The following is a 15,572-nucleotide window of genomic DNA, read 5'->3' as shown; positions in this document are numbered from 1 at the left end:
TGTAGGCCGCAGGATTCGTGCCAGTGCCCGGATGCGCGCTCCGGCGTCAGGGATGTGCGTGCGCAGCATCGAAGGTTCGCTTGCCCTGCAGTCCGCCGGTGTGCAGGAAAATCAGCCGCGTGCCCTTGGCGATCCGGCCCGCGACCACCTCGTCATGCAGGGCAAGCAATGCCTTGCCGGTGTACAGCGGTTCGAGGGGGATACCGGCTTCTGCTTCGTGCCGTGCAATGAAATCCAGCAACGCGGGATCGGTCTTCGCGAAGCCGCCACGACTGGCGTCGAGCAAACGGTAACCCTGGGGCTTTTTGCGGTCTATCCCCACGTCCGAGCCTGTCGGTCGCGGACTCATTCTGCCCAAGGGCGCCACAGTCCCTGTGGGAGCGAGCTTGCTCGCGAAAGCTTCAACAATCCCCTCCACATTGCCCTCAACCCCATGAGCTTCGGGCACCGCCATCGCGCCAATCACCTCATGCTGGCCCGCCTCCGCCAGCACCAATCCGGCCAATGTGGTGCCGGTGCCACACGCCAGCCACCAGCAATCGTAATCCTCCCACCCCAAATCGCCGAGCTGGCTGCGCGCCTGTTTGACGATTTCAGCGCAGCCCAACGCGCCGTCTAGCCCGCCTCCGCCCTCGGGCACCGGAAACAGATGCGAATAACGCTCGCGCCACGGATCCCAGAAATCCGCGTCATGGCGCGCGCGATACCCGGCGTAACCCAGCCAGTGCAACTCCATCCCGAACGCCTGCAGATCCAGCACCGTCGGCGTCTCGACCGCATGCCCCCGCAACAACCCGACCGTGGCAAAACCAAAGCGCTTGCCCGCCGCCGCCAGCGCATGCAGGTGATTGGAATGCGCGCCGCCCAGGCTGATAACACCCCGTGCACCGGCTCGCTCAGCCGCCGCCAGATGGTGCTTGAGCTTGAACCATTTATTGCCGCTGATCAGGGGATCGACAAGGTCCAGCCGCAGGATCGCCGCCTCCACGCCCGCTGCCTGGAGCCAGTCAAAATTGAGCGGTTGCAGCGGTGCGGGAGACAGTGGTGAGGAGAGAGGGAACATGAAATCGGTCGGGCAATGGACGGTTCGGGAGTCTAGCACTCGTCGGGCGGGGGTCTCGATTTGGGGGGGCTGTGTAGGGGGATTCTTGTTCTTCATTAGGACGCGTCCGGATCGTGTTTTCGCTATGGAATGACGCTTTGAAAAGCGTCATCTTCGCCCGCCTCAGCCCTCTCTCATGGACGAGTTGATCCGGTCTTCTTCGGACTGGTCAGGGGCGTTTTTCCTGCCAGGGACGCTCGCTCATGTTCAACGTATTGCCGCCTTTTTTCGATCACAGTCGCCATAAACTTGTTGTTCATCGCCTTCCTTTTTCGCTTGATGTACTGGCGTTTGAGGGTGAGGAGCAGCTGAGTCAGCCATTTCTTTATCGCGTGGAATTTACTTGTGTCGAGCAGGACATCGGCGCCGAGCAGATGCTGGGCAAGACAGTTCAGTTCAGTCTGCATGCAGCTGCACATACGTTGGCTGTTCCGATTCGAGGCTTGCCGGTGCCTCGTGTTGAAGCCTTGCGGACGCTGCATGGTGTGGTGACGGGTTTTAAGCGGCTTTCCGGTTCGGATGACGAGGCCCGGTACGAAATTACTTTGCAGCCGCGCCTGGCGTTGCTGGCCCGTGGGCGGCAGTTTCGGATTTATCAGCACCAGTCCGTGCCGCAGATTATCGAGAGCATTCTGCGCACACGGCATGATTTTGAGGGGCAGGATTTTCTGTTTTCGCTGGTGCGGGAGTATCCGAAGCGTGAGCAGGTGATGCAGTACGGCGAGAGTGATCTGGCGTTTATTTCGCGGCTGCTGGCGGAAGTGGGGATCTGGTATCGATTTACCAATGACGAGCGATTGGGGATTGCGGTCGTCGAGTTTCATGATGATCAGCGGCATTACGTTCGGCCGCGTGTGAGCTTGCCGTTTCGGCCGCAGTCGGGATTGGGCAGCAGCGGCCAGGATGGGGTTTGGGGGCTGCAGGTCAGTCATGAGGTGGTGGAGCAGAGCGTTCACTTTCGGGCCTATCACCATCGGGATGCGAACGCATGGCTGGATGCGGATGTCGATCAGACGCGAGGTGACACCACGACCTATGGCGAGGCGTATCTCTATGCGGAGCCGTACAAGGTGCTCGGCGACAAGGTTGATCAGGATGAAGATTTAGAGAGTGAAAGCGGGTTTTTCTATGGACGGTTGCGGCATGAGCGGTATCTCAATAACCAGACTCGGCTGACCGGAATTAGCAGCAGCGCTTCGTTGGGATTGGCGCAGGTGCTGGCGATTTCCGGTGGGGCGCCGCAGGCGTTTGAGCCAGGCGCGGTGCTCACGAGGCTACAGTTGCGCGCTGCACGGGATCGCAGTTTTGAACTGAGCTTTGAAGCGATTCCTTATTCGGAGAGCGTGTGTTTTCGGCCGCCGCTGCTGGCCAAACCTAAGATAGCCGGCACTGTTCCGGCCCGTGTGACTAGTTCGCTGGCCAACGATCCCTACAGCCACATCGACAGCGAAGGCCGCTACAAGGTCAGCTTTCTGTTTGATCGCGACAGCTGGAAGCTGGGTCAAGAAAGCCTTTGGCTGCGCCTTGCCCGTCCGTACGCAGGCGATACCCATGGCTTGCACCTGCCGCTGATCTGCGGGACAGAAGTAGCGATTGCCTTCGAGCAAGGCGACCCGGACCGGCCCTACATCGCCCACGCCCTTCACGACAGCCGCCATCCCGACCCTGTGACGCTGCTGCGCAGCGACTACAAACGCAACGTGCTGCGTACTCCGGCCAATAACAAGCTGCGCATGGAGGACGATCGCGGCAAGGAACACATCAAACTCAGCACCGACCACAGCGGCAAGAGCCAGATAAACCTTGGGCATCTGGTCGACAACGAGAAGGATAAGCGCGGCGAAGGGTTTGAATTGCGCACGGACGGCCGGGGCGCGATTCGGGCGGGGCGCGGGCTGTTTATCAGTGCGGATGAACAGACCCAGGCCCACGGGATGCAGCTCGACATGGACGCTGCAATCGACCAGCTCGAAACCGCGCTTTCCCTGGCCCGCACCATGGCCCAGGCCGCGAGAGGTGCGGGCGCCATTCCCGCCGATACAAGCGGCCAAACGCAACTGAACGATGCGCTCCCCCATCTCACCGAGCCCGGTCTTCTGCTGCACGCGCCGGCCGGCATCGGCATGGTCAGCCCCGAGGCCATCTGCGTGTCCTCCGGTCGCGCAAGCGTCGCCATCACCTCGTCACGCTCAACCGACCTCAGCGCCGGACGCAACATCACCGGTACCGCCGAAGGTGCGATCAGCCTGTGCGCCATCACCAAGGGTCTGCAATTAACAGCGGTTCAGGGCGACGTTCAGCTTCACGCCCAAAGTGCCGCACTGCACGCGCTCGCCCAGCACGACATCAAGATTGAAAGCCTGGCCGGCCGGATCGAAATCAGCGCCCCGGAAGAGCTCCTCCTGAATTGCGGCGACGCATTCATCCGTATCAAGGATGGCGAGATCGAGCTGGGGGCGCCCGGCAACATCCATCACCGGGCCGCTTATGTGCTGAAGGCCGCTGCCACCACGCTGACGACTCCGGTGACGCCAATCCCTTATGGCTATGGGGCGGGGTACACCCTGGTCGACGCGCAACAGGCCGCCGCCCGTTTCGTCCGTTACCGGATCACCACGCAGAACGGCGAGGTGTTCAACGGCGTGACCGACAAGGACGGCAAGACCATGCCCGTCCACACGATGCTGCCCGGACGCGTGGCGATCGACTTTCCGGAGCCCGAAGAATGGCTGAAGCCGCGTCCCGCACCTGAATTGGAGGAGGAAGAAGAGGAAGAGGAAATCACCGAAGGCATTACCTTGCGAATCGGGTTGTTCTTTGACGGGACGGGGAACAACCAGAGCAATGCGGCGGCGACCGCACAGTGCCGACGGCAGGATCTTGAGAGCTTTAGCAGCGAAGAGCTTGAAAGCATTGCGGCGACGTGCAAGCAGTACGGGTTTGGAGAGTTTGACGGTAGTGCGTTTAACAGCGCGCCGAACAACAGTTACGGGAATGCGCCGAGCAATGTGGCGTATTTGTATGACTTGTATCCGGATAACAGCACCACGCCGCTTAATAAAGACCAAAAGATCGCCTACCTATCCGTCTACATGGAAGGCATCGGCACACGTAGTGGCGGCAAAGATGACAGACTGATCGGCCAAGGACTCGGGCAGGGTGAAACTGGGGTGGTGGCGCGGGTGAGACAAGCACCCGACTCAATCAGGCAGCGCCTGCGTGCATTCATTACCAAAAATCCTAGTGTGGCGATAAGCAAAGTCGAATTTGACGTCTTTGGTTTCAGCCGTGGAGCTGCTGCTGCACGACATTGCGCAAACGAAGTCCTTAAACCCGGACGCGGGATATTCAGCGAGATGTTCGCAAGGGGGAGGGGCGGTCTGCTGAAAAGCTTTGATAACGCCGCTGATGTTTGCATCAATCTGATTGGCCTGTTCGATACGGTTGCGGCCATCTCAGACCCTCTACATGGGGACTTCAGTCCTGGCAACGACCTGAATCAGGGCGTCAATCTCTATCTGCCACCCGACTGCGCGCGGCAGGTCATTCACCTTCAAGCGCTCGACGAGTACCGCGCCGACTTTTCTCTTAATAACGTCCACCACACGCACCTCCAAATCGGACTGCCGGGCGCGCATTCGGATGTCGGCGGGGGCTATCTCCCACGAGCACGAGAAAAGTTGTGGATGACGCAGCCCTGCAAGGCCAGCGTTCCGTCGGGTCAAAGAGTTGAGTCCCATGCCGCTTGGGCCCGTGCGGAGGCGGACGCCAAGGTATTGCGCGAATCAGGCGTGGCTCGCGATGGCTACGTTGCGGTGAAAGCCTGGCCTGCAGCAACTAACTCTCGCGGCAAAGCTGCGTCGGCCATGGAGTACTACTGGATAACCGTACTGCTCGAACGCCCTGTACATGGCGAACTGAGCTTGATTGCACTGCGTGTTATGCGTGAACTGGGGATACGTCACGGCGTTCCCTTCAAGGGTCTGGAAGCGCGGCCTGAACTCGCAGTGCCAGAGGAGCTTATGCCTATCGCTAAGCGAATCTTGCAGCAGGTAATGACGGACCGGCTCGTACGCCTGGAACCTGCGCAAGAGGCATTGCTACGATCGCGTTACATCCACATATCAGCGCACTGGACCCCTGAAGGTCCCTTCTTACTTAGCAAACCGGCACCGCTGAATCGTAGGAACGTGCACCTCAATCGTCCGCAAGAAGGTTATCCCGAATGAGGCGCTTGGCGTATGCACTGGGATTGCTAATCAGCCTGAGTGCCTGTGCAGCGAACTCTCCACTTCCAGCGAGGCCCGAGCTGCCGTATCCGGCGTGGTACGTAGGGTTGGCAGCGCCCCAAAATATGGAGGTGTGGGTGGAGACGGTTGATGTGCTGGATCAGCGCGGCCTTGCTTTTTTTCGCGTGCACGGTGGCGTCGCCAGCTACACGGGTCAGCCGGATGGCTGGCACGAAGGAGGAGGCAAGTCCAAGCCCATCAATAACGTCGATTTACCAGATCAAATTTTTCTGCGCTGGCAATCCTTAGTTGAACCACAAACCTATAAAGTTTTGATCAAAATACCCCAATGGGTGCGCGATGAAATGATCAAGCCACAGCGGGAGTTTTGTAGCTGGGATCAGGAAGTTGTCACTCTATATCGGGACACCATAAGCCTGGGCATGGCGCCCGGAGGCATCGCAAAGGTCTGGGTCGGATCGGGGTGTTTAGAGCATAAGGAGGTCGGCCGCTTTCAGGCTGAAATCGAACCGCTCGGACCCTATCGTGGGGCGAGCAAGGGCAAGTACATCCCACTCGAACCTGAAAACAAAGCCTACATCGACCAGCACGGCATTCCCTATGGCAGCTGGTAATGCTGCTGCGGCCCCGCACCCATCGCGCCACCGCACAAATGAACGTCTCAGAATCCAGTGCGGCGCTCACTCCGATGTCGGCGGGGGCTACCTGCCACGCGCGCGAGAAAAGCTGTGGATGACGCAGCCCTGCAAGGCCAGCGTTCCAATCGGTCAAAGGGTTGAATCCCACGCCGCTTGGGCCCGTGCAGAAGCGGACGCCAACGTATTGCGCGAATCAGGCGTGGCCCGCGATGGCTACATTGCGGTGAAAGCCTGGCCTGCAGCAACTAACCCTCGCGGCAAAGCTGCGTCGGCCATGGAGCACTACTGGATAACCGTGCTGCTCGAACGCCCCGTGCATGGCGAACTGAGCCTGATTGCATTGCGTGTCATGCGTGAGCTGGGGATACGTCACGGCGTTCCATTCAAGCGATTGGAGGAGCGCCCTGAACTCGCAATACCCGACGAGCTCATGCCTATCGCCGAGCGAATATTGCAGCAGGTAATGACAGGTCGGCTTGTACAACTTGAACCTGCGCACCAAGCACTACTCCGAGCACGTTACATCCACCTGTCCGCACACTGGCCCCCTGAGGGTCCCTTTCTATTGAGCAAACCGGCGCCGCTGAATCGTAGGAATGTGCACCTCAATCGTCCGCAGGAGGGTTATCCGGAATGAGGCGTCTGGTCTTTGCGGTCGGATTCCTGATCAGCTTGAGTGCCTGTGCAACGGGAGGGTCAGTACCCCCGCCCGTCAGACTGCCCTATCCGGCGTGGTATGTAGGCTTCGCCGCGCCAAGGCACATGGAAGTGTGGGTGGAAAGCGTCGATGTACTTGATCAGCGGGGATATGTTTTCTTCAACGTGCATGCTGGAGTCGCCGGTTACACACGTAAACCCGAGGGCTGGCACAAGGGCACATCTGGTGGCAAACCCATCAACAACGTCGACTTACCAGACCAACTCCTTCTGCGCTGGCAGTCACTAGTGGAGCCTCAGGCTTACAAAATCAGCATCCGGATACCGCAATGGGTCCGTGATGAGATGGTTAGGCCAGAGCGTGTTCTTTGCCAGTGGAATCAGCAATGGAAAACAGACTATCGGGAGACGATCACGCTGGGCATGGCACCCGGCGGAATCGTAAAAGTGTGGGTAGGGGGATCTTGTTTGGATTTCAAGGAAGTCGGCCGTTACCAAGCTAAGGTCGAGCCGCTCGGCCCCTATCGTGGCGCAAGCAAGGGCAAGTACATCCCGCTCGAACCGGAGAATAAAGCTTACGTAGAACAGCACGGCATTCCCTATGGCAGTTGGTAACTCGGCCATGAGTGGTCGCAATCACAATCAGTACACGCAACTGCGGGCGCAATGGCGACTTGGCTCAAGGGGCTCAGCCGCAGAATGGACTCCCCGCCTGAGTAGGCTGATTTGTGCAGCCGGTCTGTTACTCAGCCTCAGCGCGTGCGCGAGTGGCCCAAGGTTACCCCCAGCCCCCAAGCTGCCGTATCCGGCCTGGTACATAGGTTTTGCTGCACCCAAGCACATGGAAGTCTGGGTTGAGACCGTCGACGTGCTGGACAGGCGTGGACTCGCCTTCTTTCGAGTACACGGTGGCGTAGCGAGTTACACCGGGAAAGTCGAGGGCTGGCACCAAGGGGGGGCGGGAGGAAAACCTATAAACAACGTCGACTTGCCAGACCTGATCTTTTTGCGATGGCAGTCACTGGTAGAGCCGCAGTCGTACAAGATCAAAGTACAGATACCACAGTGGGTGCGAGACGAGATGGTTCGGCCGGAAAAAGCGTTTTGTCTGGTCCCAAATGATTGGAAGGAAGACTACCGGAATGTCATCACCTTAGGCATGGCCCCAGGAGGGATCGTGAAAGTCTGGGTTGGCGGTCCATGCCTGGGCTTCAAAGAAGTCGGCCGCTTTCAAGCCGAAGTCGAACCTCGCGGCCCTTACCTGAACGATAAAGGGCTGTTTTACCGACCACCAAACCCAGCAGCCCAAGCCTGGATCGACCAGCACGGAATCCCCTACGGCAGCTGGTAACCGTCTCACCCGCCAGAGTCCCTACAGGCCCTGGCGGCACGCGACCCAAGCCCATCAACCCCACCCGCAACATCACCCGCCAGAACCCAACCCCTTTACAACCCCGCCGCCAACCGCGACCCCTGACCAATCGCCCGCTTGGCATCCAGTTCAGTCGCCACATCCGCCCCGCCAATCAGATGCACGCTCTGCCCCGCTGCCTGTAACCCGTCATACAGTTCACGCAGCGGATCCTGCCCCGCGCAGATCACCACGTTGTCCACCGGCAGCAGTTTCTCCTCGCCCTCCGCGCCAATCCGGATATGCAAACCGGCGTCGTCGATCTTCAAATATTCCACGCTGTTGAGCATCTGCACCTGTTTGTTCTTGAGCCCCGTGCGATGAATCCAGCCCGTGGTTTTGCCGAGGCCGTCGCCGACTTTGGTGGCCTTGCGCTGCAGCAGAAACACCTGACGCGCTGGCGCATGGGGATGAGGCTTGATCCCGGCCACGCCGCCCCGCGCTTGCAGCTGGGTGTCGATGCCCCACTCGTCCCAGAACGCGTCGCGATCCAGGCTGGTATAGACGCCCTGGTGCACAAGGTATTCCGACACGTCAAAGCCAATGCCGCCCGCGCCGATCACGGCGACGGACTTGCCAACCGGTTTGCGGCCGAGGATCACGTCGAGGTAGCTCAACACTTTGGGGTTGTCGACACCGGGGATGGCGGGCGTGCGGGGCGCGATGCCGGTGGCCAGAATCACTTCGTCATAGCCCTTGCCAAGCAGGTCATCGACAGTGACGCGGGTGTTCAGGCGCAGGTCGACGCCGGTGGTCTGCAGCTTGCGGCCGAAGTAGCGCAGGGTTTCGAAGAACTCTTCCTTGCCCGGAATGCGCTTGGCGATGTTGAACTGCCCGCCGATTTCGCTGGCCAAGTCGAACAGCGTCACCTCATGCCCGCGCTGGGCCGCAACAGTCGCGGCAGCGAGGCCCGCAGGACCGGCACCGATGACGGCAATTTTCCGGACCTGGGTGACCGGCAGGTAATTGAGCTCGGTTTCATGACAGGCGCGGGGGTTAACCAGGCAACTGGTGAGCTTGCCGCCGAAGGTGTGGTCGAGGCACGCCTGGTTGCAGCCGATGCAGGTGTTGATCTCGTCGCTGCGACCGGCCGCGGCCTTGTTGACGAATTCCGGGTCGGCGAGAAACGGGCGCGCCATGGAGACCATGTCGGCGTCGCCTTCGGCCAGCACCTGCTCGGCGACCTCGGGGGTATTGATGCGGTTGGTGGTGATCAGCGGGATCGACACCGAGCCGCGCATTTTCGCGGTCACTTTGGCGAACGCCGCGCGCGGCACCTTGGTGGCGATGGTCGGAATGCGCGCTTCGTGCCAGCCAATGCCGGTGTTGATCAGCGTGGCGCCCGAACGCTCGATGGCCTGGGCAAGTTGCACCACTTCTTCCCAAGTGCTGCCACCCTCGATCAGGTCGAGCATCGACAGGCGATAAATGATGATGAACTTCGGGCCGACGGCTTCACGCACGCGGCGCACGATCTCCACCGGCAGGCGCATACGGTTTTCGTAGCTGCCGCCCCAACGGTCGGTGCGATGGTTGGTGTGGGCAACGAGAAACTGGTTAATGAAATAGCCTTCGGAGCCCATGATTTCGACGCCGTCGTACTCGGCAGTCTGCGCCAGGGTCGCACAGGTGACGAAATCCTGAATCTGCTTTTCGATGCCCTCTTCGTCCAGTTCTTTGGGCTTGAAGGGGTTGATCGGCGCCTGGATCGCGCTCGGTGCCACCTGCTTGGGGCTGTAGGCGTAACGCCCGGCGTGAAGGATCTGCATGCAGATCTTGCCGCCTGCTTCGTGAACGGCTTTGGTGACAACCTGATGATTGGCCGCCTCCTCCGGCGTCGACAGCTTGGCCGCCCCCGAATACACCCCGCCTTCAGCGTTCGGTGCGATACCGCCGGTGACCATCAGGCCGACCCCGCCCCGTGCGCGCTCGGCGAAATACACCGCCATGCGCTCGAATCCGCCCGGCTTCTCTTCAAGCCCGGTATGCATGGAGCCCATCAGTGTGCGGTTGCGCAGCGTGGTGAAACCCAGGTCCAGGGGAGCGAGCAGGTGCGGGTAGTGGGGGGCGGCCATAAAAACTCCATCGAGCATCATCACGGGGTGCGGGCGCTCTGTGGCGCCCGTCGAATCAGTCAGGGCCTTGGACGAGCGCCTTGTACATGACGCAAACAGTAAACAGCCGCCCGGCCATGCTCAATGACTGGAAGTGACAAATCAATGACCAAGCGGTGCACCTCATCATTCGTCGGGCCACCCTCCAGACTTGCACTTCGCCGCCGATAGCCCCACGACGACCTTGCCGCACTTCCCCGATGTCTGAGCAATGTCCTTCTTCTCAACACCTCGGCAGGACGATCAATGAGCTGGATCAATGATGCAAAAATTTCGACCAAGTTGGTCACAGCCTTTGTGCTGTGCGCCTTCATCACCCTGGGCGTGGGTGTGCTCGGAAGCCGTGGCGTGTCCGACCTGTCGGAAAGCCTGAAACTGGTGTTCAGCAATAACCTGGTGTCCGTCGCAAAAACCGGCGGGGCCAGAACCAACGCCGTAGGGCAAAGCCGCGATCTGTATCGGTTATACACGGCCACTGCCGCCGGCATGCCCCAGGGCGTGAGGGACGAAGTGATTGCCTCAATGAACGCCAATCAGCAGCAGAGCGAAAAAGCGTTCGCCGAATACCGCAAGACCCCGCTCGCCGACGATGAGCGCGCGGCGGGCGATCAAATGGAAAAGGACTGGCCGATCTACCAGGCGCTGGTCCAGAAATACCTTGGCCTCATGAAGGCCGGCGACCTTGATAGCGGCCGCGCGTTGTTGTTCGGCGACCTTCAGACGGCCTACAACGTGGTGCTCGATGAGCTGACCCTCATAGTTAACTCCAATAACCGGCAGATTGGCGAAGGCGCCGAGGATGCCGCCCGCATGGAGTCCTCCGCCAAGACCGCGCTGTACATCGGCATCGGCATTGCCTTTCTGGCGGCGATTCTGCTGGGCATGTTCATCAGTCGTCTGATCAGCCGTCCTATTGCTTATGCGGTCGCAAGCGCGCGGAGCATCGCCGGCGGTGACCTGACGCAACCCGTCGTCAGCACCGGCCGCGATGAAGCCGGGCAATTGCTGACGGCGCTGGGCGAAATGCAGGGCAGCCTGAAAAGCACCATTCAGCAGATTGCCGATGCGTCCAATCAACTGGCCTCCGCCGCAGAAGAGCTGACCACCGTCAGCGATAACGGCAGCAGAGGGTTGGTCCGCCAGAACGACGAAATCCAGCAGGCCGCGACCGCTGTGACGGAAATGACTTCCGCGGTGGAAGAAGTGGCGCGCAACGCCGTGTCCACGTCCGACGCGTCCCGAACCACCAGCAAACAGGCCAGCGACGGCCGTGACCAGGCCCGTGGCGCGGTCGAAGCCATTAACAGCGCGACCACCGAAATCGCCACCTCGACCAACATGGTCCGCGACCTCGCCGTGCAGGTGCGGGACATCGGCAAAGTCCTGGACGTGATTCGCGGCATTGCCGAACAAACCAACCTGCTGGCCTTGAACGCCGCCATCGAAGCCGCCCGTGCCGGTGAACAGGGCCGAGGCTTTGCCGTGGTTGCCGACGAAGTCCGGGCATTGGCTGCACGCACCCAGGCCTCAACCGGTGAAATCGAAGGCATGATCAACAGCGTCCAGGCCAGCGCCGATCAGGCGGTGGGGGCGATGGGCAAAAGTCAGGCGCTGGTGACCGACACCCAGGCGCTGGCCCAGGCAACGGGCCGCGCACTGGAGCAGATCGCCGACGGCATCGCCCAGATCAACGAACGCAACATGGTCATCGCCACGGCCTCCGAAGAGCAGGCGAATGTCGCGCGCGAGGTGGACCGCAATCTGGTGAACATCCAGGATCTGTCTACCCAGACGGCGGCCGGTGCGCACCAGACCAACGCATCGACCCAGGATCTTTCCCGCCTGGCCGTTTCGTTCAACACGCTGGTCAGCCGCTTCCGCCTGTAAAACGCATCGCCCGTGATGCCTGCAAATCGCAGGCATCACGGTTGATCCATACAGCGCAGGCGGCCGCCGATGCCGCCTCGCTTGAACCCATTCGCCGAATGGCCGCTCTGGCCGTTGGCAAACCTTCTCCAAAGCAGCGTTTTGCCGTAGCCTTCCGGCAACGTCATCGCGCCCTGCGCGCTTTCTTCCCAGAGGCAGCTCTCCTTTCTTCATGCGCAAAGTTCTCGGCTCACTTACCGCTGCAGTGCTGGTGATTCTTCTCGTCAGCTACGGGCTGTGGACGGGCAAACGTCATGTCGGGCATTACCTGACAGACCTGCGCATTCAGCTGGTGATCAACGACGGGCAACCCGGTGAACGCGGCAACCTGCTGGGCATTCAGCCCGAGTTGTTCCCTTCCGATTATTCGAGTGCCAAACGCCTGCATCGCAAGCTGGCGTCGTACCTGGTCCAGGCCCGCGACCATGGGCTGCTCAACGATAAAACCATTGTGGTGCTGCCCGAGCACATCGGCACCTGGTTGTTGGCGGTGGACGAAAAAGCCCAGTTCTACCAGGCCACCACCTTCGACGAGGCGATGAACTGGCTGGCGTTCAGTAATCCGTTGCTGTTCATCGACGCAGTGATTCACGCGCGGGGCAGCAGCCGCTTCGAGGACGCACGCCTGCGCATGAAGGCGCACAGCATGGCGCAGGATTATCAGAACGTGTTCGGCGGGCTGGCAAAGGAGTTCGGCGTGACGCTGGTGGCCGGCTCGATCGTGCTGCCCAGCCCGCACGTGGAAAACGGCGAACTGCACATCGGCCGCGGCGCGCTCTATAACAGCAGCCTGGTGTTCGGCCCCGACGGCCTGCCCTTGGGGCAACCGCAGCGTCAGTTGTTCCCGGGCTGGAACCAGCGGGGTTACATCCGTCCTGGCAAGGACGCGCCGCTCAACGTGATCGACACCCCGGCCGGCCGTTTGGCGACATTGATCGGCAGCGACAGCTGGTACCCCGACAATTACGCGCGACTCAACGCGAGCGGCGTCGAGCTGATTGCAGTACCGGCCTACGTCGCCGGCACGTACGGCTGGACGCAACCCTGGCGCAGCGACAAGCATGACGCGCTGGCGGCCCATTTGAATCTGGGGGCCAAACCGATCACCCAGGGTGAAGCCTGGCGCCGACTGGCCCTGACACCGGCCAGCACGGCGAAGGCCGGCGTCAGCGTGTTCATGCGCGGCCAGTTCTGGGACCAGGGCAGCGCCGGCCACAGTTTCGCCAGTCGCGGCGGGCAAAGCGTCGCCGAGCAGTCCATCAGCGCTGCCCCGAAAGGCGTTCGCCCCGGGCATGGCGCCCGCCTGATCAATCTGTGGTTGTAATCGATGACCTCCCCTCGTGTGCGTCTGGGCGATCTGTCCGTGGGGTTCGTCCACAGCCTCGCCGACGCTGTTCGCAACGAAGGCCAGGACCCGCAACCGCTGCTGCAGCAATACGGCCTGGATGCCGCACGACTCGGTGAGGCCGGCGCCCGGCTGTCGATCCCGCGCTACATGCGCCTGGGCCATGGGGCCATCGAGCTGACCGGCGTGCCTGCCTTGGGCCTGCGGATGGGCCAATCCAGCCGTCTGAGCCACGCCGGTCTGGCGGGCATCACGGCCGCGCAGGCGCCGACCGTGCGCGAAGCGGCGCGCACGCTGATTCGTTTTGAACCGCTGTACGGCTCGAATTATCGCGGCCAGTCGAGCCTGCACGAAGACAGCGACGGCGCCTGGCTGCGCTTCTATTCCATCAGCCCGTACAACGGCTACAACCGCTTCGTGGTGGATTCGATCCTCAGCGGCTGGCTGCACCAGCTGTCGACGCTGAGCGGGACGACGCTGATAGCCGAACGTCTGGAGATCGAGTTCGACGCCCCCGCCTACGCCGCTGAATACGCCGCGCTCTGCGAGCAGCCGGTCGGTTTCGCGGCGGGCGTCAATCAGCTGCGCCTCAACCAGCGCCAGCTGGGCCTGCGCAACCCCGACCACGTGCCGAGTACCTGGCGGCATCTGCTGCAGGTGTGTGAACGGGAACTCGAACAACTCACCCGAACCCGCAGCCTGCGCGAGCGCATCACCCAATTGCTGGGGCCGTTGTTGAATGGGGGGCGGGAGCCGGATCTCGAAGAAGTGGCCGCGCGACTGAAGCTGCCGACCTGGACCCTGCGCCGCAAGCTGGCGGACGAGGGCACACAGTTCCGTGCGATCCTCAATGACACCCGGCGCGACCTCGCCATGACCTACATCCGGGACACCGAACTGGCCTTTGGCGAAATCGCCTACTTATTGGGATTTGCGTCAGCAGAAGCCTTTCAGCGGGCCTTCAAACGCTGGACCGAACAGACGCCCGGTGCGTTTCGTCGCAGCCAGCGCCAGTCGCTCTGACTGGCAGGCGTGGGTTTTCCTACAACTCGGTGGCGTCTTCTGCGGGTTCCAGCGGGTCCATCTCGTACGCCTGGTATTCCAGCAGTTCTTCTTGGTACTCGTCCATTTTTGCGCCCTCGTGGCGGGTTCTTGTGATCGATGGTGTTCTTGTGCCGCTGAGTCATTCAGCTGCAGATTCACTGACTACGAACCCAACCCTAAAGTGCCCTCATGAACAAAAAATGAAGGCCCGTTGAACAGTAGACGCGCGCGGATAAACGGCGACGGCCCAAGGGATTGTTAGCCTTGCCTGGGTCTGGCATTTGTTTTTTCCTGACTGTCAGTTTTTGAGCGATGACGGCGTCGCCCACTTGACGACTGCGCCGTGTTCGCCATAGTCTCGACGCCATGAACGCATCCCAGCATTTCTTTGGCCCGATAATTATTACCGCCATTCCAGTCATGGCGGGTTAGCCGACGTTTGCACCCAACCCGCCCTAGAGGCGGGTTTTTTCTCTCTGTCTCCCGGGCCAAAAACCACATCAGGAGCCAGACATGATCATTTGCCCTTCCCTCGCCTGCTTCGCCGCCCGCCTGATCATCCCAAGCCTTCCGACGAGGCCCTCACGATGAGTCAGCCACCGGCCTACCCGCTCGTTCAGGGCGACCTGCTCAATCACTACGTCAAAAAGATCCTTAACTCCCGCGTGTACGACGTTGCCGTGGAAACCCCGCTGCACGCCGCCCGCCAACTCTCCGAGCGCCTGGGCAACAACGTGCTCCTAAAGCGCGAGGACCTCCAGCCCGTTTACTCCTTCAAGATTCGTGGCGCCTACAACAAGCTGGCGCAGTTGAGTCCGGAAGACTTGGCGCGGGGCGTGGTGACGGCCTCGGCGGGCAATCATGCCCAAGGCTTGGCGCTGGCGGCGAAGACGTTGGGCGTGTCGGCCACCATCGTGATGCCGAAGACCACGCCAGAGATCAAGGTCGAAGGCGTGCGCTCCCGGGGCGGAAAGGTCGTACTGCACGGCGACTCGTTTCCCGAAGCATTGGCGTATTCGCTGAAGCTGGTCGAGGAACATGGCTACGTCTACGTCCACCCCTACGACGACCCTGACACCATTGCC

General features: G+C 61.0%; 11 protein-coding genes and 1 pseudogene. 10 read left to right on the top strand and 2 right to left on the bottom strand.

Annotated elements, in window-relative coordinates:
* Nucleotides 1–46: 46 nt before the first annotated feature.
* The gene (locus BBI10_RS00890; RefSeq protein ID WP_065986140.1) at nucleotides 47–1,063 is read right to left on the bottom strand and encodes a 1-aminocyclopropane-1-carboxylate deaminase/D-cysteine desulfhydrase; all 1,017 of its coding nucleotides are present in this window, start codon (nucleotides 1,061–1,063) and stop codon (nucleotides 47–49) included.
* Between the two features lie 242 nt (nucleotides 1,064–1,305).
* Between BBI10_RS00890 and BBI10_RS27815 the strand changes: the two are divergent.
* The 6 genes and pseudogenes from BBI10_RS27815 to BBI10_RS00865 form a co-directional block, all read left to right on the top strand.
* Nucleotides 1,306–3,621: pseudogene (locus tag BBI10_RS27815) on the top strand (type VI secretion system Vgr family protein); the annotation flags it as partial.
* Between the two features lie 147 nt (nucleotides 3,622–3,768).
* Nucleotides 3,769–5,331 carry a T6SS phospholipase effector Tle1-like catalytic domain-containing protein gene (locus BBI10_RS28320; protein ID WP_347876456.1) on the top strand — a complete coding sequence of 521 codons (1,563 nt, stop codon included), beginning with the start codon at nucleotides 3,769–3,771 and terminating at the stop codon, nucleotides 5,329–5,331.
* Nucleotides 5,332–5,456: 125 nt separating this feature from the next.
* A complete protein-coding gene (locus tag BBI10_RS00880; protein WP_244160283.1) occupies nucleotides 5,457–5,966 on the top strand; it encodes a DUF2931 family protein in 510 nt (169 codons plus the stop codon).
* Complete coding sequence (locus BBI10_RS00875) at nucleotides 5,953–6,627, top strand: hypothetical protein (protein ID WP_141695079.1); 675 nt, start codon at nucleotides 5,953–5,955, stop codon at nucleotides 6,625–6,627. Before BBI10_RS00880 ends, BBI10_RS00875 begins: the two co-directional genes overlap by 14 nt.
* Nucleotides 6,624–7,262, top strand: coding sequence for a DUF2931 family protein (locus tag BBI10_RS00870; protein ID WP_065986136.1), 639 nt, complete (start codon nucleotides 6,624–6,626; stop codon nucleotides 7,260–7,262). Before BBI10_RS00875 ends, BBI10_RS00870 begins: the two co-directional genes overlap by 4 nt.
* Nucleotides 7,263–7,359: 97 nt before the next feature.
* On the top strand, nucleotides 7,360–7,998 hold the full coding sequence (locus tag BBI10_RS00865; RefSeq protein WP_065986155.1) for a DUF2931 family protein: 639 nt from the start codon (nucleotides 7,360–7,362) through the stop codon (nucleotides 7,996–7,998).
* A gap of 95 nt (nucleotides 7,999–8,093) precedes the next feature.
* On the opposite strand, the gene BBI10_RS00860 is transcribed toward BBI10_RS00865, so the two are convergent.
* Nucleotides 8,094–10,133 carry an NADPH-dependent 2,4-dienoyl-CoA reductase gene (locus BBI10_RS00860; RefSeq protein WP_065986135.1) on the bottom strand — a complete coding sequence of 680 codons (2,040 nt, stop codon included), beginning with the start codon at nucleotides 10,131–10,133 and terminating at the stop codon, nucleotides 8,094–8,096.
* 285 nt (nucleotides 10,134–10,418) lie between these two features.
* Here BBI10_RS00860 and BBI10_RS00855 point away from each other — a divergent pair, with 285 nt between their 5' ends.
* From BBI10_RS00855 to BBI10_RS00840, 4 genes are all read left to right on the top strand, one after another.
* The gene (locus BBI10_RS00855; RefSeq protein WP_065986134.1) at nucleotides 10,419–12,059 is read left to right on the top strand and encodes a methyl-accepting chemotaxis protein; all 1,641 of its coding nucleotides are present in this window, start codon (nucleotides 10,419–10,421) and stop codon (nucleotides 12,057–12,059) included.
* Between the two features lie 211 nt (nucleotides 12,060–12,270).
* Nucleotides 12,271–13,422, top strand: coding sequence for a carbon-nitrogen hydrolase family protein (locus tag BBI10_RS00850; RefSeq protein WP_065986133.1), 1,152 nt, complete (start codon nucleotides 12,271–12,273; stop codon nucleotides 13,420–13,422).
* A 3-nt stretch (nucleotides 13,423–13,425) separates the two neighbouring features.
* Entirely contained in the window at nucleotides 13,426–14,466 is a 1,041-nt protein-coding gene (locus BBI10_RS00845) for an AraC family transcriptional regulator (RefSeq protein WP_065986132.1), read from the top strand.
* A gap of 647 nt (nucleotides 14,467–15,113) precedes the next feature.
* The coding region (locus tag BBI10_RS00840) for a pyridoxal-phosphate dependent enzyme (protein ID WP_167355758.1) at nucleotides 15,114–15,572 on the top strand (459 nt) is incomplete at its 3' end.

This window comes from Pseudomonas graminis, from assembly GCF_001705435.1.
Lineage (GTDB): Bacteria > Pseudomonadota > Gammaproteobacteria > Pseudomonadales > Pseudomonadaceae > Aquipseudomonas > Aquipseudomonas graminis_B.
This window is presented reverse-complemented; position numbering and strand designations above follow the sequence as displayed.

What these genes read in the sequence shown, in the direction of transcription:
- BBI10_RS00890 (WP_065986140.1), bottom strand. Translation starts at nt 1,063, where the DNA reads ATGTTCCCTCTCTCCTCACCACTGTCTCCCGCACCGCTGCAACCGCTC.
- BBI10_RS28320 (WP_347876456.1), top strand. Translation starts at nt 3,769, where the DNA reads ATGCCCGTCCACACGATGCTGCCCGGACGCGTGGCGATCGACTTTCCG.
- BBI10_RS00880 (WP_244160283.1), top strand. Translation starts at nt 5,457, where the DNA reads ATGGAGGTGTGGGTGGAGACGGTTGATGTGCTGGATCAGCGCGGCCTT.
- BBI10_RS00875 (WP_141695079.1), top strand. Translation starts at nt 5,953, where the DNA reads ATGGCAGCTGGTAATGCTGCTGCGGCCCCGCACCCATCGCGCCACCGC.
- BBI10_RS00870 (WP_065986136.1), top strand. Translation starts at nt 6,624, where the DNA reads ATGAGGCGTCTGGTCTTTGCGGTCGGATTCCTGATCAGCTTGAGTGCC.
- BBI10_RS00860 (WP_065986135.1), bottom strand. Translation starts at nt 10,133, where the DNA reads ATGGCCGCCCCCCACTACCCGCACCTGCTCGCTCCCCTGGACCTGGGT.
- BBI10_RS00855 (WP_065986134.1), top strand. Translation starts at nt 10,419, where the DNA reads ATGAGCTGGATCAATGATGCAAAAATTTCGACCAAGTTGGTCACAGCC.
- BBI10_RS00850 (WP_065986133.1), top strand. Translation starts at nt 12,271, where the DNA reads ATGCGCAAAGTTCTCGGCTCACTTACCGCTGCAGTGCTGGTGATTCTT.
- BBI10_RS00845 (WP_065986132.1), top strand. Translation starts at nt 13,426, where the DNA reads ATGACCTCCCCTCGTGTGCGTCTGGGCGATCTGTCCGTGGGGTTCGTC.